Source organism: Spiroplasma sp. SV19 (assembly GCF_030060925.1).
Taxonomy (GTDB): domain Bacteria; phylum Bacillota_I; class Bacilli_A; order Mycoplasmatales; family Mycoplasmataceae; genus Spiroplasma.
Window position 1 is genome coordinate 876,685 of sequence record NZ_CP045455.1, and the last position, 23,448, is coordinate 900,132.

Sequence of the window (23,448 nt, forward strand, 5' to 3'; positions counted from 1 at the left end):
TGTTTTTTACTATTTGTATGATATTATTTACTTATCTTAGTGTTATGAATTTTTTCATAAGATGAGAGCTATTCCCACTTGCTAGACGAGTGGGCTTTTATTTTTATAGTTCTAACTCTTCATCTTCCAATTCATAATCTTCACTATAATTAAAAGCACCTGTTTCTTTACTATAACCAAATGTCTCTGTAAAACCCATATTAGGTTCTTTAGAATAACATTTAAAATCAATATTATATTTCTCAGCTAAATTTTGCGCATTTTGTATAAAGGTACTATCCATTTGTCCTGTTCAAGACCAAGCAGCTTCGCCACATACTTCAATAGTAATCATTTTTGTTGTATCTTCTAAAAAATCAGCAAAAATTTCATTACTATATAAAAATGCTCTTGCTGAATTAAATGTTGGATCTGTAATATGTCCTAATTTTTCTTCTGCCGCAATATTTAATAATCGCCCATTCGGTGATATTTTAATACCATTTTCAATTTCTTCAATTTTAATATCATTACTTAATCAATTTTTTAAAAATTGAACTAAATCTTGTTTTAGACCTTTTATATTAAATTCTCCCATTGCTCAATTTGGCATATATCTGCATTTCTCCATAATTTTTATTTTGTCATATACCAATATAAAAAACACATGTCAGACATTTAAAAATGTCTGACATGTGTCATTGGTCATCTACAGAGATATTATACCCCATATTCTTCCAAAATTACGTAGTAATTTCAGAAGCAGGATAAGGAGCATGCGCACACATCAATTTTATACGGTATCTACCGTAAAAATTGAGTGCGCTTTTGCTCAACAAGAGGGCGTAAATGTGCGCGCACTTTTTTTACCCCCTCTTCCTCGGACAACCGAGGATTATTTAAAATCTTTGACATTTATCCTTTTTATAGGAAAATGAAAATATATTGAAAAAAATTATATTGTTCTTCTAATAGTAAGCAATTTTTTAAATTTTTCTTCTGATAAGTTATTTACATTATCTAAAATATTATGTCAATGCTCTAGTAATGTTTCTTTTGGCTGAAATATTGTCATTTGAATGTCTTTCACATATATATGAACTAACTCTAAACAATTATTATCTTTTATTTTTCAAATACATCAATTTAAAATTATTATATTTTTATCTTTTATTTCATCATTTTCTTTATTTTTTATTATTTCTCAACCTAATTGATATTTTATTCCATTAAAATCAATTATTCTAGCTTGATATAAAGATAAATAATTTTTTTATATCAATTTGTAAAAAAATATAATTGCTTTATTTTATTTTTAATTTCTTTTTTATTAATTTATTATATGGATAATTTGCTTTAATTATTTGATATAAATATGAAATACATTTATTTATGATAATTCCTATTTTTGTTTCATCTATATAATGGTTTATAGTTTCTGTTAGCATAAAATTATTAAATTGTTCTTTATTCATTGTTTGTGGTTTAATATATCATATTTTTTTATTTTCAACTCTATTCTGGCTAATTTATTGCTTAAATAATTTACATTGTTTAACCAATGTTTAATTCATCGTAAATATACAATATCAATAAAAGTAATCATAACTGAAATAATACCTACTATACCAAATCAAAAAGTAATTTCTTTTTCCATTTCCTCTTCCTTTCTAAAATACGGGCTTATTATATTAAGTAAATAATTAATTCTAAGTTTTCTAAATTATAATATATTTCCCCTATTTTTTATATACACTATTTAAATTATCTACCAGTTACAAAAGAAAATAAAAACAAGATTTATTTCAAATCTTGTTTATTCTTTGCCACGATTAAGTTTTTGGTTTGTTCCTTGTTCAATTTTGTTTTAATATTGCGATATTTTTCAACAATTGCACGTTCTTCGGGCGTACGATCAAGGGGTGATTTAGCTAAGAGATTATTAATATTTGGAATATTGATTTCATTTTTTGCTTCAGTAATTTCTCGTTTAGTTTCCTGTTCAATTAAAATATCGTATTTATCATCAAGTTTTCCTGGGATATATGCAAATAAATCAAAATAATAATCTGTTAAAAAATTAACGGTATTAATTGTTTTTGGTTTTTGTTCTTTTCCCAAATTAAATTCCTTAGCAAATTTTCAACTAGATTCCATATAAACTTTAGCTGGATTTTCTCTTGCTGAGAAAACAACACCATATGGATTTTTCAATTTAAATAAATCACTCGCTTTAATTAACTCCATCCCTTCTAAACGAGTTTGGGGTGGATTCTTAATTATTTTTTTCGTTTTTGGATCACGAGAAGTTGAATAAGTTATTACTTCAACGGTTTGAATTCCTAGCATCTCACTATATTCTTTTGCTGTCGTAATTTCGCCACTGGAAATATAAATGTTTAAACTACAGTTGGATTTAATCACACTACCATCTTCTTGGCCATACTTTTTATATAGTTGCTTAAAATCTTGTAAAATAATTAAAAAATACATTCCCCGACTTCGCGCCACTGTAACAAATCCTTGAAAATTTGGAATTGTTGGCATATTTCCAAACTCATCCAAATAAAACTGAATATCGCGTGGTAAGCGCTTATTTTTGCTTTCGTTAGCAATTGCAACATTAGCTTTATATAATTGTGTTACTAGTAAACTGGCAAAAATATGTCGATTTGTTTTTTCATCGGGAACAATTAAAAACAAGGCTTTTGGTTTTTCGGTAAAGCGAAATAAATCAATATCATTTTTGCAAACGATTGATTGAATTCCAATATCTTGATAGATTTGTAAGCCTTTATCTAACGTTGAAAAGATTGACCCCTGCTCTTTGTCACCTGTTCCCAAGGCGTTTGCCCCAACTATTCTAGCAAAAGATTTTATTGGCAATTTATTAAACCATGTTTTTAAGCGTTTACGATCACTACATAAAACCGCAATTGTCGGTAAATTAAACATTTCTAACGGCAAAGCATCTAAATCATTAACTAGTAGTTCTAACATTCCGAGCATTACACATTTAGCAACACTACCAGCCATTGCTGAAAAATGATCATTTTCATGTCCTTTTAAGGGTCAAATTGTTGTGATTAAATCATTAATTTCATCAATTGCTTTGTCCCGATATTCTAATCGTAATGCCTCGCAGAACTTGTTTGCTTTAACTTCATCATAGAATCACATCTTCTCAAAGACAATTACTTTATTACTAACATTATTGAAGCAGTTATCACAAGATTGTTCATCATGATCATAGCATTGATAATTATCTAACTTTATTTTTAAATCCTCAATTGAATTAAATGTAACTAATCGAATTTGTTGTTCAATTGTAACTGCATCATAATAATATTTATAAGCAATGGCCAATGGATTTCACGAAGATGATGATTTTGCATCACGTAAATCAAGTGTTAAAACTTGATAACCATTTTCTGCTAATGGCTTTGATAAATTACTATATAATTCACCTTTTGGATCTGTAAAAACCATACATGGCTTTTGATCATATTCTACTTTTGAATTATAAATCGCACTGGGCATTACTACTTTTTGCGACTTTCCACTATTTGTTGCTCCTAAAACTAAAGCATGGGTATTAGCTTTAATGTTAAAAACAAAATCATTTTTTGTTTTGGTAAAACGAACTACTCACCCGGGTATATTTATTTCCGTATTGGCAGGATATAATTCGTTAAAATCAGTAACATTACCTTTTTTCTCTAATTCATCTACGATTCATTTCGCTGTTCCATATTCAGTAGAATTGCTATCTTTAACTTGCACTTTCCGATATTCTTTCAAACATACAATTCATAAAATCAATCCTGTTCAAAATAGTAATGTTGATACTAAACTTAATACAACAATAAATACTATATTTGATTGCATAAAAATTCACAAAAATTGAAAATATTTTAAAAGTTTAAATCCCTCCATTTTAAATACTTTAAAACAAGGAATTAAAATAACTACTAAGGTAAGAAAAAATGGAAAGACAATTAAGCCATATGTTAAATGTTCCTTTCGAATTTTACTTCAAAATTGCTTTTTTTCATTAAGAAACATAAGCTAAGACCCCAAAAAGAATAGTTCCAACCGTTGTTAATGATAAAACAACAAGATTAAATATTAATCTAATTTTAATTTCCTTTTTTGCTTTTAAAGTATCATCATCATTTAATTTTGAAATTTCGTCTAATTGTTCATTTTTATTTTTTAGTCATTTGCCAAGATATTTTGATCAAATGCGCCGACAAGTTTTATCTCATTTAACAAAAACAATGATTTCATAAATTAATAAAATAATTGATAAACAACATAATGCTGACATTCCTGTTTGTAAACTCATAATTCCTCCTATCATTAAATTATTATTGTCATTTACCAAATAAAAAACACATGCATACGATAAAAATCGTAGCATGTGTCATTGGTCATCTACACAAATATTATACTATAAAAATTATTTTAATTTGTCAAAAATATTTTCTGATAACCAACTATTAAATTCATTATCGCTTATCTCAACAAGACTTTTTGGTTCTCTCATAATTTTTTTCTTTGAAATAACAAGCGATTTATCAAAATCAATATCCTCATCGTATACAGAAAAAATTAAAATTTGTCGATTCATAGTTTTGTTATTTGAACAAATTAAATTAATAATTTTATTTCTAGCAATTCGCGCATTTGAATCTAGTTCTTTTTCTCTTGGAGAATCAATTACAAAAAAACTATTTAATTTAGAGATATTCATGTAATTAATATACATTCTGGATAAAGAATATATTATTGCTTCACTACCTGTATAAGTTTTTTTATTTTTTATAAAATCTTTTATTTCGACATTATATTCTAATTTTAGAGATTTAATAAATTCACTAATTTGACTTGTTAAGTCAAATGTTAAACTCTGAATTTTAGAAAGTATTGTAGATGATTTTTCAGTGAATTCTTTTTTTGATTTTTAAATTCACTAATTTTTAAATCGATTTCATTCAAAGAACTTTGATAATTTTGAATTAATAATCTAATTTTATCATTTTCTTCTTTAGTTCCTATATCAGATAATAAAAGATTATATTTATTTAGTTGTAATTTTGTTTCATTATATTTTTCTTTAATAGATTTGATGTTAGATAATATAGTTCTTTTATTTTGTTTTAGTTGAACCAGACTCTCTTCTAAATTTTCTTTTTTAATAAATTTAAAATAATTTTTGCTTTAAAATCCATTATATCCTTTAAATAAATTTTATGTTTTTGATCTGCAATCGTTACTTCATACATGAAATCCTTATTTTCTTCCATAAATTCGTTGATATAATTTATATTACCATTTAACATGTTTAATTGAATTTCCATTTCCATAGCTGATTCTTCTATTTTTCTTTCCTCAATTAATAAACTTTTAATATTTTTTTCAAGGTTTATTAATTCCTTAAATAGTTTTTTTTGAAATAGTATTTATATTTTCAATTTCTTTAAAATCAACTTCAGATGAAAATTTTATCGATAATTGATCAATTAGAAATTGCAATTTATTTTTGTTTAATTCATTTTCTGAAAGTTGAAAGTCAATATTAATATTATCATTTAAAACTTTAATATCATTGTCTGATATAACTTCAAATAAATATGCATAAATATATGCAAAACTATCGCGATCAATATTAAATAAATCATTTCTAAATGTCTTTCAATCTGACCCTCAATATGATTGATCAATATAAAATAAATCAAACATCGCTCCTGGATATGGGAGCACAAGAGATAATTTATTTTTATCAGAATTTTTAATTAAAAAGTTTTTTAAACCAAATAAATTATAAATTTCTTGTGCATATCCTTTAATTGATATTAATTTATCACGACTATAAAAATTGCCTTTTCATATTACATTATATAAATTATCTAAAATATACAGATGGGAATCATATTTTTATTATTTAATCTTAAAAAATAAAAAATATGATTGTTTACACTCAATGAAATAATAGTCATAAAATCATCATATTTTTCACTTATATCCTCTAACATTGTATTACAGCCAAGAGTATAAAAAGGTAATTTGGCAAGCGTTGTCTTTCCAACTCGACTATTTGCCATAATTAAATTTATACCATCTTTTAAAAAAATTCTGTATGAACCTTTGTTTTTAAAGTTATATATACCCAAAAAGTTAATTTTTATTTTGTTCATAATTTGCCTCCAATATAATTTTTCCTTCCAATAATAATCATGCAATTTGTTCATTATTCAAACTAATTTTATTTTCAGATAAAAATTCATATATTTCAATATCATTAGTTAATTCTTGAGTTTTTATTTTTGTGACTAATTTGTCGTATATAGTATTATTACCTCATTTAAAATCAATTTCATATTTCCGCAAGTCTCTAATTAGTTGAAGACCAACTGAATCAGGAAAATTAAATGATTTTAAATAATTGTTTTGAATATAAGACATAATTTTTTCAGAATAAGAATTTAAAGAACTAAATTTTTTCATTGCATCTATAACGTTTGAATATTTAACCCATTTTCTAGAACTAACATCAGATAAGAATTTACTTTCTAATTTAAGTGAATCATTATTTAAATCAATTATACCAATTAGTTGGCTAATTACATCTTCAATTTGTTCAGGTGAAAAAATTTTATAAGTATCATTGTCTTTAATAAATTGTCGAAGAATATTTAAGTGCTCAGAATTTGGGTGATCAAAATAATGAATGACTATTCTTGAATTAATGTTATTACTTTCTATCAATGATAATTGTTCATAACCTAATATTTTGGAATATACTTCACCGCTATCAAAATATTTACTATTAAGATGCAATTTCCCACTAAATATAAATTTTCCAAAAACATCTATTTCATTATTGATATCCTGAACTAAATTTATTCTTTTCTTAATAGAATTTATTACATCATAATAATTATTTAAATTTTCTGTATTATTTGTGCCTACATACTTACCCTTAACTTGACAGATTGTTGTTGAATAAATTTCATTATTTTTTGCAAAAAGAAATAAAATATCATCAACAAGTTCATAAAACGCGTATACATTATAATCTTTTAAATTTAAAAGTTCATACAATAAAAAAGTTTTTTGAAATGTATATCCTTTATTTCCATAACTTCCTGATGTGTTAATTGTCTTGTCATTAATAATTGATAGTTTTTCTTTATAATCATTTTTATTCATAACCAAAATATCCTATCTAATTATTTTTATTATACAACAAAAAAATTGCGCTAGCATAAATTAGTGCAATAAAAATTAATTTCTTTAATTATTTTTATCAAGGTTAGAATTAAGTTAACATTTTTATTTCCATATTAACACACCCTGAGTTTGAATTATATATCAGTGGGATTGAAGAATCGGAATACATTTTATTATTTCCTAATGTCTTTAAATATAATATAATTTGTCTGTTATTATTATTGATGAAATTAATTCATAAATATAAATCATCTGTATATTTTAAATTAAATTTTTAATTAACTTATTGATTTTTTTCATCTTCTAAATACCTCTTAATACATCCATTAATATTTTATAATCATAAAATTTAAATAATATATTTCTAACTCATCAATAATGTTTACGTTCTAATTTGGTATCATTTACTCATGGCAGAATTTCTTGATTCTTTTTTTCCTTTTCAACAGCAACATTTATCTTATTAAAGGCATCTAAAATTTGGTCTTTTGTATAATGACGAAACAATGTATTTTTTAATCATCAATAATGTTTATGCTCTAATTTATTATTTAAATTTGCCATAACTTAATTACTCTCCTTCTTTACTTTTTGGGTTAATTCTTGATCAATAATATTTAATGTTCTTTTAATTTTATTAAACATTATTGCTTCTATTTCTTGACTATTAAATTTAAACAATATTTTTAACTGTTCTAACATAATATAACAATCAGCCATTTCTTCTTTAATTTGATTTTTATTTGATTTTCCTTTGCTGTTTTTACATAACTCTTTAATTAATTCTGAAAATTCTTCAATAGCTTGTATAATTTGTTTTTCCTGGTAATGCAAAACAATTGGTTTTAATAAATTATTCATATTTTATTTCCTCCTAGGTTATTTAAACAATGTTAATTGAATATTTTTTTTCTTATTATTTACTGTCATTAGTTTGCATTCTTTTATTCGATAAATTCAATAGATTGTAGAATGATATTTACAACCCTGTGAATGTTCATAACCACAGACACAATTTTTTCAACCATCTAAATGACAAGAAAAACAATGTTCCTTGCATATTAATATTTTTTTATCATCTAAAATTTTTTGTTTTTTCATACGATTATTGTTACATTCAAGACAAAATCACCGAATCTTATTTTTATAAATACATTTGCAAGTAATTTTTTGCATTTTCTTTTCTTTCATAAATATCGCTTCCTTTTAATTTCATTAATTTTTAAATAACTCATTGAAAATTGCCTCTAAAACTTGAATTACAATTGCATTTCCTGCTAAAAAATACATTTTAGATTTTGGTAATTTAACTTTATTAATATCTTCATCTTGTCATCCCATTAAACGTCAATATTCAATATGCGATAGATGTCTAATTGCATATAATTTATTTTCGATATTAAAGATAGCAATATTATTCTTTATACAAAATTCAATTGTTAATTCATTATCAAGTTCTTTTGCAACCTTTTGACTTCATCCATGATTTTCGGTTAAAGTTGGTGTAATGCCATCTTCATTTACAACAGTATCTACTTGCGAATAATTTTGATGGGGAATTTTAATTCTACCTTGAATATTAAAATTTTTTAAAGAAATCGGAAAAGCAATTTTAGAACTTTTTAAATTCGTCGTTAATGTATCAATAAAAGTTTTGTAATTTGAACTATCATAAACTCTTGATTCTTGATTATAATTATTTTCAATATTGATTTCTGTTTTCCCGCGATCATTAAAATTATTAACCTTGATAGGTACTAAAATATTTTGAATTTTACTGGCGGGTAAAGTTCCTATTAATTTATCATCCTTTCAATATCGATTATATGCCCCATTCGCATTATCGATTGCCTTAGCTTTCCCATCTAATTCCCGCGGGAATTGCCAATAATTAGAATATTCCTCAAACTCCAATGGTACTAACACTTTTACATTAGGGGAAGTAGTTAACGTTGAAGCAGTTGTAACCCCTATTTTATTATTTGAGTGGACATTAGATATTGGAATCGTAACTTTCCCTTCCTTATTTATTTTGCCAATTGGTCTTGGTGATCCATCTGACATTTTATACTCTTTCGTCTTGTCAATTTCATAAATTGATACTAACACTTGGGCTGGCGATTTATAATCTCTTGCACATAACGTTCTAACTTCGTTTAAAGCAATATCATTAGCACTTTTAAAATTAGTTAAGGGGATTAAAACCTTTGTTTGATTATTATGTGCTTGTAAAGGTGCTGTAACATTTTTTCCAACTTTATTATCAGATTGCCGACCACTTAATGGTAAATAACAAAACCCGTTATCATTAAATTCTCACTCTGTTGTTTTATAATATCCTTTTTCAATCGCTTTAGCTAATTTATCTTTAGTAAATCATAACTTAATATCGGTTTCATTAATACTATGCAAAAAACTTTTTAATGGTTTACAATTAATTGTTTTCAAATTATCTCAATCAAAATTATTTTCTTGATTGTTTTTAATTGAAATAACAAATACTCGCTCGCGACTCTGCGGAATCCCAAAAGCTTTTGAATTTAAAACTTTTCAAGTTGATTTATATCCTAATTCTTCCAGTTTAGTTAGATAATAATCAAAATATGGTTTAAATTTTTTTAGATATTAAATTTTTAACATTCTCTCAAATGATATATTTTGGCCTTATCTTAAAAGGCAAATCTTGAATCAGACGTAATACTTCCATATATAAGATACTACGTCCTTTACTAATATCTTGTTTACCAGCATTAGAAAAATCCGTGCAAGGTGACCCATGAGCAAAAACATCAACCGTTCAATCATATTCTTTAATATCTTTTGTAATTTGGTCATTATTATGCAAAGCATTGTATGCATCAACTGCATATTTCCATCATTCAATATAGTCTCTTGTTTCAACTTCAAAACCAACATTTTCTAATGCTTTGCGAAAAGTGCCAATTCCACCAAAGGCTTCGATTAATTTAATCTTTTTCTTTTCTGTTAAATTCATTGAACTTGGCCACCATTTAAACTTAATTTATATGTAATTCAGACACAACCTTGATTAAAAGATCCTGTGCATCCTTTGAATTTAATCCGTTTTTTTAAAAATTAGAATCTGTAAATCATCTTTAAATTTCTCAAATAAATTAGCTCTGACAGGTGTTTCTAAGGTCCTCAAAGGTAATAACATCGCAAATGGAATATCTAAATTAAATAATCGTTTTAAGATTTCATTTTGAATACTAAATGGTGGATTAGAAATAATTAAATCACAATTATTCGGTGGTGGTGTAATAAAGAAATCATTTTGCAAATCATCAAAAATATGCGTTGCCTTGAAATTCGATAAATTATTGTTTAAAGCTTCTTGACGAAATTCTGATTCTAAATGATTAAATGGTAACCAAATATTTCGATATTGTTTAATATTGATGCGATTGTACATATCTTGGACAACTCATTTTGGGGTTTCAATATGATTTTTATCTTTGATTTTTCATTCCAATGATGTAATTTTAAATTCTTTAGTCTTCATTTAATACTGACTCCAATGCTAATTGTGTATAAGATTTTTGCTCTATATTCCTTAGTGCTAAATTTTTTAATTCAGATTCTTTATTTATTTGATAATTCATTACATACTCAATTCTTTTAGATGCAATTGTAAAATATTCTTCTGAAAGTTCATAACCAATAAAACTATAATTCATATTTTTAATCCTATTAATGAATGCAACAGCTTTCCCTGTTGAACCAGAACCTAAGAATGGATCTAAAATAGTGGCATTCTTAGAAGCAAATAAACTAATTAAATGTGTCATTAATTCCATTGGCTTTACTGTTATATGAGTATTTTTACGTTTATTTAGACCATCAGATTTCTCTAACCCTTCTTCGCGGTCAATTAAAGATGCTTTGGCACAATAGAAAAAACGAGAAGCACTACCACTATCTCCAATAGTTTCAATATTATTCTTAATATTATATTTACCATAAATCCCTATTTTTGAACCACTCGTAGTAATATTATGGATATTACTATTCATATAGCCACTCTTTGTATTAGGAAATAATTTTAAAACGTCTTCAGAACCATCATGAATAAAATTACTTGGAAATCTACCCTTTAAATTTGGATTTATAGCATCAAGATTCTTATACCCATATCCTTCTGTTCTTCGACCTGTTCTTCCGCCAATGACTGGTGTTTCATTTCCATAACTAATTCTATTATCATCAATATTCATTGCCCCAATTCCCCATTTTAATAAATTATTTGCATAATTTTTATCCAATGGTTTTTGAGCAAGAATTATTGGTTCATAGGCTGGTTTTAAATTTAATGTCTTTCACCCCTTTCATTTTTTAGCTAATTTAGTAATTGGTTCATATTCTTGAATATTAATGCCCTTTTCTAACATTTTGCCATTATACTTAAATTTACTTGCAAATGATGTTTCTCTACCACGATGAGATACTTGTGCTATTTTTTTATCAATAATCATGGAAACATCCTGTGCTTTTGGAAAACCTGAGCCATATACTCAACTAATAGTATCTCTTAAAATAAAGCCGGCATCTTCAATTGCACAAGCAACTCTATGATATTTAGTTGGATGACCAAATACGAGTAAAATTCCACCCGGTTTTAAAACTCTTAACAGTTCAATTCATGTTGCAATGTTAAATACAATTTTAGTTTTATCTCATTTTTTATTCATCATACCAATTTCATATGGTGGATCAGTACATATAATATCAATTGAATTACTATCTAAGTTTTTTATCATATCCAAACAATTTCCAAGTTCTAAAATAAAATTATTCATTTTACACCTCATTCCTAAAATTAGTTATTATTAATTCTTGGCCAAGTTTTGGTTTGCGATTATGACAATTTGTAGAGCTATATACTCATTCAAATTCATGAACGTTAAATTCTTGAAATAAATCCTTAATAAATTCAGAATTATCAATACTTAAAATTCACTTACCTTTAATTTTTAAAATATTATTTTTAATTCTTGAAAATCAATTTTTGAATGTTTATACGGTTTCCCTTTATTGTAATAATATGGAGGATCTAAATATCAAATAATATTTTTATTATTACTATACCGATTAATAATTTCCTTATAATCTGAATTGAAAAATTTAATCTTATATTTAGGATTAACTAATAGGTTTTTGACATTTTCAACTCTTTTTAATTTATTAACATTAAAATTTTGTTGTAACCTCTTATCTGTTCAGACACCTCATTCCTTACCATTGAAAGTTAAAGCATTTTTCATTAGAAATTCTTCGCCTTGGTTTAAACAATAATCATTTAGCATTTTTGCTTTCATTTCATTGATAGTTTTGGCATTAGGATAAACTAACTTTTGCAAATAATCTAATTCAATTAAATGAATTCCTTCTTGTCAAAAAGAAATTAAGTCGGTGTGTAAATCATTGAAAATCACTTTCGTGCATAACTGTTGCTCTAAGACATTTAATCCAACAGATGCTCCGCCACAAAATAAATCTATAAACATATCGAATCTACCCGGTAAAAATGCTTTAATTTTATCAAAATGTTTAGCTTTACCACCAGGACAAGATAAAGGACTAATAAATCGCATAAAAAGTATCCTAACAATTTCGAAAGAAAAAGTATTTATTTTCTTCATCTTCTGCACCATATTTAGTTTCAAAAATATCTTTACACATCTGTTTATATTCATTTCAAGAAATATCATAATGAATATTTTTATCATAATTTGCTAGAGCATCTTTCATTCAACAATGAAAAACGTATTCGCTGTCTAGTCTATACCACGCCCTAATCTCGTGAATATTAAATATTTTTTTAAATTCATAAATAAAATCATCGGCATATTCGGAATATTGTTTATTGTCATAGTCATAATGCATGCTATTTTTAAAAAATATTATAAGATCATTGATTCGTTGCGCTATTGTATATTTTTCCTTAATTTTATTTTTATATTCTTCGTTGAATCTATCTGTTGGATAATTATATATAAAATTTAAATATTTTGTTTGATTATATTTATCTCAAATAAAATTATATTCCTCTAATGATTCTAACGCTGCGGTTGGATATTTATTTAAGTTAACTCTATAATCACTATTTCTTAACTGAATTTTTTCAATACTTCAGTCTTCTTTATCTTTTTTAGCAAGATTTTTAGTAATTTCTTCTTCTAGCTTTGCATATCTAGGATTATCAAAAAGAATATATTTATGTTTATTTTCATATTTTATGTCTTTTTCTTTTAATAAGAAAACAGCTTTATATTTTTCAAATATTCTACATACTAATTGCATTTTTCTTTTATCCAAAACTAAACTATGATTTGCCATTAAATCACTCCTTTACATTCTTGACACTTATAAAATTTATTCATCGTTAATCATTCAGATTTTGTAATTTTAAATTCTTTATCACATCTAATACAGTCAATGAGAATAACACCATTAATACAATCTTTCGGTTTTGAATAATCTTTTTTTGCCATATTTAACTCACTATGTTTTTACAATCTGGATAATTATTACAAGCTTTAAACAAATTTCCTTTATAACTTTTCCGTTGAATAATATAACCTATCTGACATTTACTACATTTTATAGAATCTTTAAAAATAACATTTGTGGCATTACTATAATCTAAAATAAAATTCTTATAAAATAATTTTAAATATTCCGTTTTATTAATTTTATTATCAGCAATGTGATCTAAGATGTCTTCCATTTCCGAAGTATATTTTTCATTAATAATGTTTGCAAAATATTTTTGTAAAATAGTATAGGCTTTTATCCCATTATCGGTAGGAACAATACTTTTTTTCTCAAATTTGATGTACTCTCTATTAATCAAAGTTTTCATAACAGTTGCATAGGTTGAAGGGCGTCCTACTCCTTCTATTTCTAATTTCTTAATTAAATTTGGTTCAGTGTATCTAGCGTTAGGTTTTGTAAAATTTTGTTCTGCTAATCATTCTGTAGTTAAATTTAGGATTTGGCCAATTTCAAATTGATAATCAAAACTATTTAAAGCTATTTCTTGGAGATCATAATAACTAGTAAAAGTATATTTTTTATAATCCATTTTACAGATATAACCATTATTCTCAAAAAGAACTCGATATTTTTTTCCCACTTCGTTTGCCATTAAAGCAAATAACGTATTATTATAAATTAATTCATATAGCATAAATTCACTATGATTGCCAATTTCTCTTTTAGCTTGCTCAACTGTTAACGAAATATTTGTTGGGCGGATTGCTTCATGGGCATCTTGAGCATTTTCTCCTAATTTCTTTGGTTTATAACTGCCAACATACTCTTTGCCATAATTATTTTCAATATATTCATATGTATCTAAAACAAAATCATCATTTATTCGAACGGAATCAGTTCTTGGATATGTAATATAACCCGTTTCAAATAAATGCTGTAGTAAACTTGTTGTTCTTTCACTTGGGAAATTTAACATTACACTAGCATATTGTAAAATACTTGATGTTGTAAAAGGAGTGTATCTATTTTTGCTAAAATTTTCTATCATAATTTCTTTTACAACCAATTTATTTGATAATTCATTTAATATTTGATCTGCTAATGTTTTTGAATTAATTACTTTTTCTTTTACAATTTCTTGTTTTGCTTTATTTAAAAATAATTCAATATCATTACCATTTTGATATTCTTGTTTAATTGTCCAATATTCTAACTTGTTATGCTCTTTTCGTTCTAATTCACGTTCAACAACTAATTTTAAAGCGACCGATTGTACACGCCCTGCTGATTTTAAATTAACTGCTTTTTGTAACAACCCGGATAATTTAAAACCCATTATCCGGTCAATCATTTGGCGAGCTTGTTGGGCATTAACCAAACTATAATTTATCGCACTTTGTTTTGCAAAAGCTTCTTTAACTGCTTTCTCCGTAATTTCATTAAATATTAAACGAACTGCTTTATTTTTACAGTTTAATTGTTCTTGTAAATGCCAAGCAATTGCTTCGCCTTCGCGGTCAGGGTCAGTCGCTAAAATAACCTTATCAACTTTTTTTGATAGCTCATGCAATTGTTTAACTGTATCTTTTTTAGTTTCTAATAAATTATAAACGGGAGTCATTGTTTCTAAATCAATTCCTAATGCATATTTTTGATTCTTAATAGCTAGCTCAGTTATATGTCCCATCGAAGCTTTTACAATAAAATTATGGTTAGGAAAGGCTTGTTCCAAATAAGCTTTAACTTTTGTTATTTTGTTTGGTGATTCTAAAATCACTAAATACTTCAATTTGGCACCTTCTTTCTATATAAAATATTGATATAATTAAATAAATATTTAAATTGGAGGTAATTTTATGAGTTTTTATAATACTGATATATGTACTGAAAAACAGTACTTACTAATAAAAAAATTTTGAAATAAACAAACTGATGGAATACAATCTTTTAAAGAAATAATTGCACCAAATGGGGTTATTGTTCCAATGGAAAAAATAAAGAAAAGTGAAGCTAAAATGATTATTGGTTGTATGCTATCAAAATAAGATTATTTTAAATTATTATAATGATCATTACATAAAACAAAAGCAACATATAATTCCAAATTATTTTTTAAAAGTGGTTTTATTGTAAAATCTATTCGGACATATGATGAAATATTTCTGCAGAATGCAACTCCGCATTCTGTTTTTTCATTTTCGGCACAATTATTTAAAATGTAATGTTCTTTCTTTATTTCAATTAAATTTACCATAATTAACCTTCTTTCTATCTGATTGGTATAATGAAATTAATAATATTTTTGGAGAAGAAAATAATTATATGGATAAATATGAATTACTTGGATGATCAATTTTATATATTTTATTCAGTATTTTTGTCCATATTGGATTTACAATTATTTATTACTTAATAAATTTTTTAATTGTATTAATTTCGCACAAGATTAAAAGTAATATAAATAATGAAAAAGATTGACGAGCACGAATTCTTCGTTTATTAAATGAGATAATAATTCAATCTTGAAAATGAGAATGAGTTTTATATATAATTTTAATAATCATTGCATTATTTTCTTCTCTAAAATATGAGTGAATTTTATATTACTATAAAATTGCTTCAACAAAATATTCTATTTGAATAATTTCAATCTCGTTCATGACAATTACAAGAATTTTAGGTGTATTTATAGTAAAACTTATGATTAAAGTTAGGCATGATAGATTAAATAATCCTAATGATAAATTTGCCAGATGACATTGATACAATGATGATGAAGAAAATGACGAAGAAGAGATCTAAATATTGATATTAAAAATTGTAAAAATAATAATTTCTAAAGTAACACTAGATGATATAAAAAATAATATCCAGAATACTATCTTAAAACGCTTTTTATCTTGTTTAAATCATAGTGATTTCTTTTTCAATTCTCTTCTAACTTGCAAAGTAATTAGAATTGTTAATATGCAAAGAAATCATATTATGATTGAAATAATTGTAAGTATCTTGTATATTTGCACTAATTCACTTTTCCTCTAACAAATTGATCATCTTTATTTGATAATAAAACTTGTAATTCTTTTGCTTGTTGTAAATAAGTTTTAACTTTTGTTATTTTGTTAGGTGATTCTAATACGACTAAATATTTCAATTTAGCACCTTCTTTCTATCTGATTGCTATAATTTATATATGAAAGGAAATTGTATATGCCAATAGATTATTCAAATGATATGTGAAATAGAATTTTAATTTATTTTAAAAATAAACCACTAGGTAGAATATTACAAAATTTTATAGATGGTTCATTTAGAGATTTTTATAATGATAAATATCTCAGAACAAATAATGAAATTATTTTATTTTATTTTCTAATTAGAAATAACAAAGATGAATTTCATGATTTAAATCAGCATAATTCTAATATTTTAATAAAAATATAAATGATAAAAATAAACGCGGAGTTTTTATACCAAAGATAATAAGGAATTTATGAGTTTAGATTTACTTAAAAATAAAGTTAATAATTTTAATGAAAATAGAAGAATTAAAATTATTTTTATGGTTACAATACAGTTGCATTATTAAAACTTAAAAAATATGAAAAACGATTATTTTTAGTAGCAGATTTAAATAAGTTAGATCAATTTGAAAAATATATAAGCTCTTGACTAGGAATCTAGGTGAACAAACAAGCAACTGTTTTTATCTGACATTTTTTTGAACAAACTTGTCTATTTATTTTAATACCTTCATAGGTATCAAATTTATCAAATATTGGTACTTTAATCCAATATTTTTAATTTCTATACTTTTATTACAAACAAAACATGATTTTCAAATTTCTCTATTTATTTTTAGAAACCTTTTTTTAGTCATATATTAGTTTATTTCTCCTCTAACAAACTGGTCATCTTTATTTGATAATAAAACTTGTAATTCTTTTGCTTGTTGTAAATATTGCTTACTATTATTTTTTTTAAGAATTTCAAAGGCTTCATAAAGTTTTTTGCCATTGATGGGAATTATTTCTTCCACCCCTTTTTCTGTATAAATAATTTGTTCATAATCTTTATTAAAAAGACATGCCGTTGCAAAATACCCGATTGGGCAATACTCATGGTTAGGATTATTTTCACCAACGCCCAAGCATGTTTCATCAAATTTACAAGGTCACTTTTTACTAACTCGAAATCATTCCCGTGATCATCAAATCACAGCTTGAGGATTAACTGGGGATTGTACCGCAAAAGCTGTTTTCTTTTCAGTTCATTTTATTAAATAACGCTTATTTAGAAAAACTTGTTCCTTGATTTGTTCCAAGATATACACCATCCTTTCAACAATCTGGTTCATCAATATGTTTTAAATCTTCTAACAACTTTTGTATATCAATATCTTCATCATTATTTATTGTGGTTAACTCTTGGTGACTATTATTTGTTTTTTTATTTAACTTACTAATAAAAACCGCAATTATTTCTGAACCATTAATGTAATCAACCATTGTAGTTAAATCATCTTTGTTAAAAACTGGATATAAGTTTTGTGAAATTCCAACTTTAAAGCAATTAATAAAAGCTTCATCGTTATATACTCAACTCTTTTGCACATAAAATACTTTATTATCGGTATTTGGAATATTAATAAAGTAACCTAATAGTTTATTTTGATTGTTTTTATCATATATTTTTGAATGTATTTCAGATGTTAAAATATATAAATCCGTTATATTCTTTGCCATTTTATTTTGATTTCCTTTCTACCATAATTAACTAAGGTTTATTTTTCTTATTTGTTTCAATTAAGAATCTATTATCTGAGCGATGTTTTTTCTTTTTATGTAACTGCTTTTTACTCAATTTTTTTCAAGATTTCTTCATTAGCATGTTCTCCTTCCGGTAAGTTATCGATTTTTGCCAAGGCATCACTCTTCACTATTCACTCGTACATATGGAAACTATTACTATCTAGTCTCGTTTCTGCATCCTGAAATTCTTTCGGACTTCGACAGTTTTCACAAATAAATTGTCCTGGTAACTTTTCAATATCACTATATGGACATGCTTTGAAAAAATCTGCTTTAGATAATTGAGATTTTGATTGCTGATATTCTTTATTAGATAATTTAATATATTTAACATTAACTTTATTAAACATATCAAATCAATACCTTTCTGTTGTAACATAGTTGCCAATTATTTTATTTTGTGTTGCAATTAACTCATCTTTTTCTGTTATTTCTTGTTCACAAATTTTTAGTGCTCGATATAACATTGAATTTAAACACACGCAGTTTTGAATATCATCTGCTGTACAAACTCCATTTTCAAAATTACTGTATTGCATTCTCAGCGTTGTATTCATTGAGAATAATCATTGATTTTTTTAACCTCCTCCCCTCATTGTTTTTTAAGCAATCTCTAAATCTTTGTTTTAATCAATGATGTGTCTGCAAAATTAATTAATTTTACGCACTTAAAATAGCTTTTCATAACTAACCTGTTGTTCTCTCTTAGTTTTAAAAGCTAAATATTATTTAATTAAGTTGCGCGCTTGATATGATTTTGACAAATAAGTTTTGATATTTTAATAAAATTTAAAATAAGTCTGTAGATTGACTTTTGACACATTATTTAATTATATTTAAGTTATGTATAATATTTGTGTAAATGAAATAATCTTTATCCCCTTTTATCGCTTCCTTTCACCAAACACATATACATAACTCTTGAGACTAATCGCTAATTATATTATCAACAACTATTTAGAAAGGAGGTTCTCGTAGGGTTTAGAGAACTTTTTATACGAAGTTTGACTAATCCCAAGAATTATGCATATGTGTTCCTAAATAAGTAAAAAAGACTGATTTTTCAGTCTTTTTGTTGATTGTTATAAAATTAGTCTTGGTTCCAATTATTTCATCCTATCTTAAAAAAAGACCATCTGGTCTTTTCTCTTAATATTCTTCAGCTTTCGCAGCAATTCCTGCTGTAATAATATCTTTCGGATTTTTTAATCCAGTTCCAGCTGGAATTAAATGTCCTAACATAATATTTTCTTTTAAGCCCTCTAAACGATCAACTTTTCCTTTAATAATTGCTTTAACCAACACTCGGGTTGTATCTTGGAATGAAGCTGATGATAAGAATGATTCTGATTCTAATGGTGCTTTTTTAATTCCAAAAATAACATGTTTCGCCGTTGGTGGTTTTTTCATTGAACGAACAGCTTTAATTGTTTCATTACGATAACGTTTAATTGTCACAATTTCACCTGGTAATAAATCAGTATCTCCGGCATCAATAATTTTAACTTTATTTAACATTTGTTTAACAATAATTTCAATATATTTGTCTGAAATTTCAATTCCTTGCAAACGATAAACCCGTTGAACTTCTTTTAAAATATAATTGTGTACATCTTCAATCTTAGCAACTTCTAATAGTTCTTTAATATTAATTGAACCTTCTGTTAACTTTTGGCCACGAACAACTTTATCACCAATTTTAACTCTTAAAACGGCATTATACTGTGTTTTATATTTTCGTTCATCACTATCTGATGCAACATAAATGATATGAATTCCACCTTCATCACGAATATCACTAATAGCTCCATCAATTTCTGAAATAACAGCAATTGATCCTTTTGGTGTAGTAACATCTAATAATTCTTTAATCCGTGGTAACCCTTGGGTAATATCAGCTCCCCCAGCAACCCCTCCGGTATGGAAAGTACGCATTGTTAACTGTGTTCCTGGTTCTCCAATTGATTGTGCGGCAATTGTCCCAACTGCTTCACCAATTTCAACTTCCATTCCTGTCGCAAGGTTTTTTCCATAACAACGTTGGCAAATTCCCTTATCAGCTTCACAAGTTAAAACCGAACGAATAACGACTTCTTTAATATCACTAGCAACAATAGTTGCACTATCTTCTTCTGATAACAGGGTATTTGCCGGAATTATGTCACCATTTTTTAATTTAATATCTTTCAAATTATAACGTCCTACTAATCGGTCAAATAATGGCACAATAATATTTGAGTGTTTTTGTTCAATAATGTCAGAAACAACAAATCCACGACGTGCATTACAATCTTTTATAGTAATAATAATCTCTTGTGAAACATCAACTAAACGTCTTGTTAAATATCCTGAGTCCGCTGTTTTTAAAGCCACATCAGCCATTCCTTTTCGTGCCCCATGGGTTGAGATAAAGAACTCTGATACGGTTAATCCTTCACGGAATGAAGATTTAATTGGTAATTCAATAATATCTCCTTTTGGATTATTCATTAATCCCCGCATTCCAACCAACTGTGTAAAGTTCGAAACATTTCCCCGTGCTCCTGAATCAGCCATCATAAAGATAGGGTTTTTCGGATCTTCTCGTAAAACATGTTCTAATTCTGTTTGAATACTATCTTTTACTTTTGATCACACATTAATAATTCGGTGTTGTTTTTCACGACCTGTTAACATTCCCATTTTAAAGTATTCATTAATTTCTTTAACCTTTTTATCTGCTTCTTTAAACTCTTCTTGTTTTTTATCATAAACTTTAACATCACCCGCTGAAACAGTTACTCCTGATTTTCCTGAGTATTTAAATCCTAAGTTTTTCATGTTATCTAACATTTCTGCAGTTTTATTTGCTCCATAAATTTTAAAATAACGGTCAATAATGTTTGATAAATCTTTTTTCTTAAATGGTGGATTTACCTCCCATTTTTCTAGATATTCAACTAAATTGACACTATCTTTAATCAATGAACGAGCCGGTAATGTTGTTAAGTTTTCAACATTGGGTTCATTTAAATATGGAAATTCTTCTTTAAAAATTTGGTTAAAAATAATTTTCCCTGGTGTTGTAATAATGTAATCATCCATTTGTTCAGGCTTAAATTTTTTATTAACAAAACCACTTGTTGGAATTGCAACTAAAGCATGTAAATCTACTGCTCCAGTTTCATAAGCAATAACTGCTTCATTTAAATCTTTAAAAATTGTTCCTTCTCCCAATTGTCCTTTTTCCTCGTATGTTAAGTAATAATTTCCTAACACCATATCTTGGGTTGGCGTTACAATTGGTTTCCCATCTTTTGGTCCTAAAATATTACGACTTCCTAACATTAAACTACGTGCTTCAGCAACCGCTTCATCTGTAATTGGGACATGAACCGCCATTTGATCACCGTCAAAGTCAGCATTAAACGCTGTTGTTACTAGCGGATGTAAACGAATTGCTTTTCCTTTTACTAATTTTGGTTCAAAAGCTTGAATTCCTAATCGGTGTAATGTTGGCGCACGGTTTAATAAGACTGGACGTGACTTAATTACCTCTTCTAAAACTTCTCACACTTTGTCATCTTGGTTTAAGATTAATTTTTCAGCAACTTTAATATTTGCTGCTAAACCATCTTTTACTAATTTACTAATAACAAATGGTTTAAACAATGTAATTGCCATATCACGAGGTAATCCACATTGATACATTTTTAGATCAGGACCAATCGCAATAACTGAACGTCCTGAATAATCAACTCTTTTTCCTAATAAATTCTGACGAAAACGCCCTTGTTTTCCTTTTAAAATACTTGTTAATGATTTTAAAGGGCGTTTATCTTTCCCCGTTACCGGGCGTGCTTTTCGTTCATTATCTAATAAGGCATCAACCGCTTCTTGTAACATCCTTTTTTCATTATTAACAATAACACTTGGTGCTCCCATTGCTTTAACTTTTTTTAATCGTTCGTTTCGGATAATGATTCGACGATATAAATCATTAATTTCTGAAGTAGTAAAACGACCACCATCTAATTGAATAATCGGGCGAATATCTGGTGGAATAACTGGTACTGCTCGTAAAATCATTCATTCGGGACGTGAACCTGATTTTTTTAATGAGTCTAATACTTCCAAACGTTTCATTAATTTATTTTGATCTAATTGTGTTTTTTTATCTTTTAAATCTTGCTTAATTTTTTCAATTTCATCATCAATATTTAAATTTTTTAATAAGATTTCAACTGCTTCTGCCCCAATTCCAAAACGAGCATTCGTATGGCGATTAATAAATTGGGCACATTCATCCATTGAAAATGGTAATGAAGTATTTTTCAAATCTTCAATCATTGTTTCACCAACTTCATAAGCAATAGTTCCTTGTTCTAAAGTATCTAAAATTTCTCGTAATGTTTTTGTTAACCGTTGACGAGTTGCGGCTGAAGTTTTTGCGTTTCCTAAATCCAATACCATTTTTTGTTTTAATGACTTAGCATCACCAGCATCTAACACAATATACGACACGAAATAAACAACTTCTTCTAACTCTTTTGTTTTCATATCTAAAATTAAAGCAATTCGACTTGGTGCTGCTTTTAACATTCAAATATGACTAACGGGTTCTTCTAATTCAATGTGTCCCATTCGTTCACGACGAACAATTGCTTCAGTAATTTCAACTCCACAACGTTCACAAATTTTTCCTTTATTTTTTGATTTTTTATACTTTCCACAAGCACATTCAAAATTTTTAGTTGGTCCAAAAATCTTTTCATCAAATAATCCATCGCGTTCTGGTTTTAAAGTTTTATAATTAATTGTTTCTGGTTTTTTTACTTCGCCATATGATCAACTACGAATATCTTCGGGGTTCGCTAAACCGATTTTAATCATACGATTATTTTTTTCATTATTTTCAATCATTTTT

At 26.4% G+C, this 23,448-nt stretch carries 26 protein-coding genes and 1 pseudogene; 3 read left to right on the forward strand and 24 right to left on the reverse strand.

Translation table 4 applies throughout. The annotated features are described in order from the left end of the window. Positions 1-103 precede the first annotated feature (103 nt). The 18 genes and pseudogenes from E7Y35_RS04265 to topA form a co-directional block, all read right to left on the reverse strand. Positions 104-592 carry a hypothetical protein gene (locus tag E7Y35_RS04265; RefSeq protein WP_283271753.1) on the reverse strand — a complete coding sequence of 163 codons (489 nt, stop codon included), beginning with the start codon at positions 590-592 and terminating at the stop codon, positions 104-106. Positions 593-1,779: 1,187 nt separating this feature from the next. Continuing rightward, positions 1,780-3,867, reverse strand: coding sequence for a type IV secretory system conjugative DNA transfer family protein (locus tag E7Y35_RS04270; RefSeq protein ID WP_283271754.1), 2,088 nt, complete (start codon positions 3,865-3,867; stop codon positions 1,780-1,782). A gap of 166 nt (positions 3,868-4,033) precedes the next feature. Next, a complete protein-coding gene (locus E7Y35_RS04275; RefSeq protein WP_283271755.1) occupies positions 4,034-4,327 on the reverse strand; it encodes a hypothetical protein in 294 nt (97 codons plus the stop codon). Positions 4,328-4,441: 114 nt separating this feature from the next. Next, entirely contained in the window at positions 4,442-4,735 is a 294-nt protein-coding gene (locus tag E7Y35_RS04280; protein ID WP_283271756.1) for a hypothetical protein, read from the reverse strand. Between the two features lie 427 nt (positions 4,736-5,162). Further along, positions 5,163-5,348 carry a hypothetical protein gene (locus E7Y35_RS04285; protein WP_283271757.1) on the reverse strand — a complete coding sequence of 62 codons (186 nt, stop codon included), beginning with the start codon at positions 5,346-5,348 and terminating at the stop codon, positions 5,163-5,165. 70 nt (positions 5,349-5,418) lie between these two features. Then, entirely contained in the window at positions 5,419-5,724 is a 306-nt protein-coding gene (locus tag E7Y35_RS04290; RefSeq protein WP_283271758.1) for a hypothetical protein, read from the reverse strand. Positions 5,725-5,891: 167 nt separating this feature from the next. Next, positions 5,892-6,179, reverse strand: a complete 288-nt coding sequence (locus E7Y35_RS04295) for a hypothetical protein (RefSeq protein ID WP_283271759.1) — start codon at positions 6,177-6,179, stop codon at positions 5,892-5,894. Next, positions 6,160-7,194 (reverse strand): hypothetical protein, encoded by a 1,035-nt coding sequence (locus E7Y35_RS04300; protein ID WP_283271760.1) that lies wholly within the window; start codon positions 7,192-7,194, stop codon positions 6,160-6,162. The genes E7Y35_RS04295 and E7Y35_RS04300 overlap by 20 nt, the downstream gene beginning before the upstream one ends. A 324-nt stretch (positions 7,195-7,518) precedes the next feature. Next, on the reverse strand, positions 7,519-7,779 hold the full coding sequence (locus E7Y35_RS04305; protein ID WP_283271761.1) for a hypothetical protein: 261 nt from the start codon (positions 7,777-7,779) through the stop codon (positions 7,519-7,521). Between the two features lie 3 nt (positions 7,780-7,782). After that, the gene (locus tag E7Y35_RS04310; protein WP_283271762.1) at positions 7,783-8,076 is read right to left on the reverse strand and encodes a nucleoside triphosphate pyrophosphohydrolase family protein; all 294 of its coding nucleotides are present in this window, start codon (positions 8,074-8,076) and stop codon (positions 7,783-7,785) included. Positions 8,077-8,094: 18 nt separating this feature from the next. After that, positions 8,095-8,406, reverse strand: a complete 312-nt coding sequence (locus E7Y35_RS04315; RefSeq protein WP_283271763.1) for a hypothetical protein — start codon at positions 8,404-8,406, stop codon at positions 8,095-8,097. 24 nt (positions 8,407-8,430) lie between these two features. Next, positions 8,431-9,813, reverse strand: a pseudogene (locus tag E7Y35_RS04320) (DNA cytosine methyltransferase); the annotation flags it as partial. A 10-nt stretch (positions 9,814-9,823) separates the two neighbouring features. Beyond that, positions 9,824-10,210, reverse strand: a complete 387-nt coding sequence (locus E7Y35_RS04325) for a DNA cytosine methyltransferase (protein ID WP_283271765.1) — start codon at positions 10,208-10,210, stop codon at positions 9,824-9,826. Positions 10,211-10,291: 81 nt separating this feature from the next. Beyond that, the gene (locus E7Y35_RS04330; protein ID WP_283271766.1) at positions 10,292-10,738 is read right to left on the reverse strand and encodes a hypothetical protein; all 447 of its coding nucleotides are present in this window, start codon (positions 10,736-10,738) and stop codon (positions 10,292-10,294) included. Next, positions 10,728-12,032, reverse strand: coding sequence for a DNA-methyltransferase (locus E7Y35_RS04335; RefSeq protein ID WP_283271767.1), 1,305 nt, complete (start codon positions 12,030-12,032; stop codon positions 10,728-10,730). The genes E7Y35_RS04330 and E7Y35_RS04335 overlap by 11 nt, the downstream gene beginning before the upstream one ends. 174 nt (positions 12,033-12,206) lie before the next feature. Continuing rightward, positions 12,207-12,827, reverse strand: coding sequence for a DNA adenine methylase (locus tag E7Y35_RS04340; protein ID WP_283271768.1), 621 nt, complete (start codon positions 12,825-12,827; stop codon positions 12,207-12,209). A gap of 10 nt (positions 12,828-12,837) precedes the next feature. After that, a complete protein-coding gene (locus E7Y35_RS04345) occupies positions 12,838-13,572 on the reverse strand; it encodes a hypothetical protein (protein WP_283271769.1) in 735 nt (244 codons plus the stop codon). A 157-nt stretch (positions 13,573-13,729) separates the two neighbouring features. After that, positions 13,730-15,520: a type I DNA topoisomerase gene (topA, locus tag E7Y35_RS04350; protein ID WP_283271770.1), complete on the reverse strand. Its 1,791-nt coding sequence runs from the start codon at positions 15,518-15,520 to the stop codon at positions 13,730-13,732. Between the two features lie 67 nt (positions 15,521-15,587). On the opposite strand from topA, the gene E7Y35_RS04355 reads away from it, so the two are divergent. After that, positions 15,588-15,776 (forward strand): hypothetical protein, encoded by a 189-nt coding sequence (locus E7Y35_RS04355; RefSeq protein ID WP_283271771.1) that lies wholly within the window; start codon positions 15,588-15,590, stop codon positions 15,774-15,776. Positions 15,777-15,778: 2 nt separating this feature from the next. On the opposite strand, the gene E7Y35_RS04360 is transcribed toward E7Y35_RS04355, so the two are convergent. Continuing rightward, on the reverse strand, positions 15,779-15,985 hold the full coding sequence (locus E7Y35_RS04360) for a hypothetical protein (protein WP_283271772.1): 207 nt from the start codon (positions 15,983-15,985) through the stop codon (positions 15,779-15,781). 68 nt (positions 15,986-16,053) lie between these two features. On the opposite strand from E7Y35_RS04360, the gene E7Y35_RS04365 reads away from it, so the two are divergent. Next, entirely contained in the window at positions 16,054-16,533 is a 480-nt protein-coding gene (locus E7Y35_RS04365; RefSeq protein WP_283271773.1) for a hypothetical protein, read from the forward strand. A 220-nt stretch (positions 16,534-16,753) separates the two neighbouring features. On the opposite strand, the gene E7Y35_RS04370 is transcribed toward E7Y35_RS04365, so the two are convergent. Then, positions 16,754-16,885, reverse strand: coding sequence for a hypothetical protein (locus tag E7Y35_RS04370; RefSeq protein WP_283271774.1), 132 nt, complete (start codon positions 16,883-16,885; stop codon positions 16,754-16,756). 56 nt (positions 16,886-16,941) lie between these two features. Between E7Y35_RS04370 and E7Y35_RS04375 the strand changes: the two genes are divergently transcribed. Next, the gene (locus E7Y35_RS04375; RefSeq protein WP_283271775.1) at positions 16,942-17,175 is read left to right on the forward strand and encodes a hypothetical protein; all 234 of its coding nucleotides are present in this window, start codon (positions 16,942-16,944) and stop codon (positions 17,173-17,175) included. 439 nt (positions 17,176-17,614) lie between these two features. Here the strand turns inward: E7Y35_RS04375 and E7Y35_RS04380 are convergent, their stop codons facing one another. From E7Y35_RS04380 to rpoC, 4 genes are all read right to left on the reverse strand, one after another. Further along, positions 17,615-18,055, reverse strand: coding sequence for a hypothetical protein (locus E7Y35_RS04380; RefSeq protein WP_283271776.1), 441 nt, complete (start codon positions 18,053-18,055; stop codon positions 17,615-17,617). Beyond that, on the reverse strand, positions 18,021-18,476 hold the full coding sequence (locus tag E7Y35_RS04385; protein ID WP_283271777.1) for a hypothetical protein: 456 nt from the start codon (positions 18,474-18,476) through the stop codon (positions 18,021-18,023). The genes E7Y35_RS04380 and E7Y35_RS04385 overlap by 35 nt, the downstream gene beginning before the upstream one ends. A 110-nt stretch (positions 18,477-18,586) precedes the next feature. After that, positions 18,587-19,099 carry a hypothetical protein gene (locus tag E7Y35_RS04390; RefSeq protein ID WP_283271778.1) on the reverse strand — a complete coding sequence of 171 codons (513 nt, stop codon included), beginning with the start codon at positions 19,097-19,099 and terminating at the stop codon, positions 18,587-18,589. Positions 19,100-19,691: 592 nt separating this feature from the next. Continuing rightward, positions 19,692-23,444: a DNA-directed RNA polymerase subunit beta' gene (gene rpoC / locus E7Y35_RS04395; RefSeq protein WP_283271779.1), complete on the reverse strand. Its 3,753-nt coding sequence runs from the start codon at positions 23,442-23,444 to the stop codon at positions 19,692-19,694. Positions 23,445-23,448 lie beyond the last annotated feature (4 nt).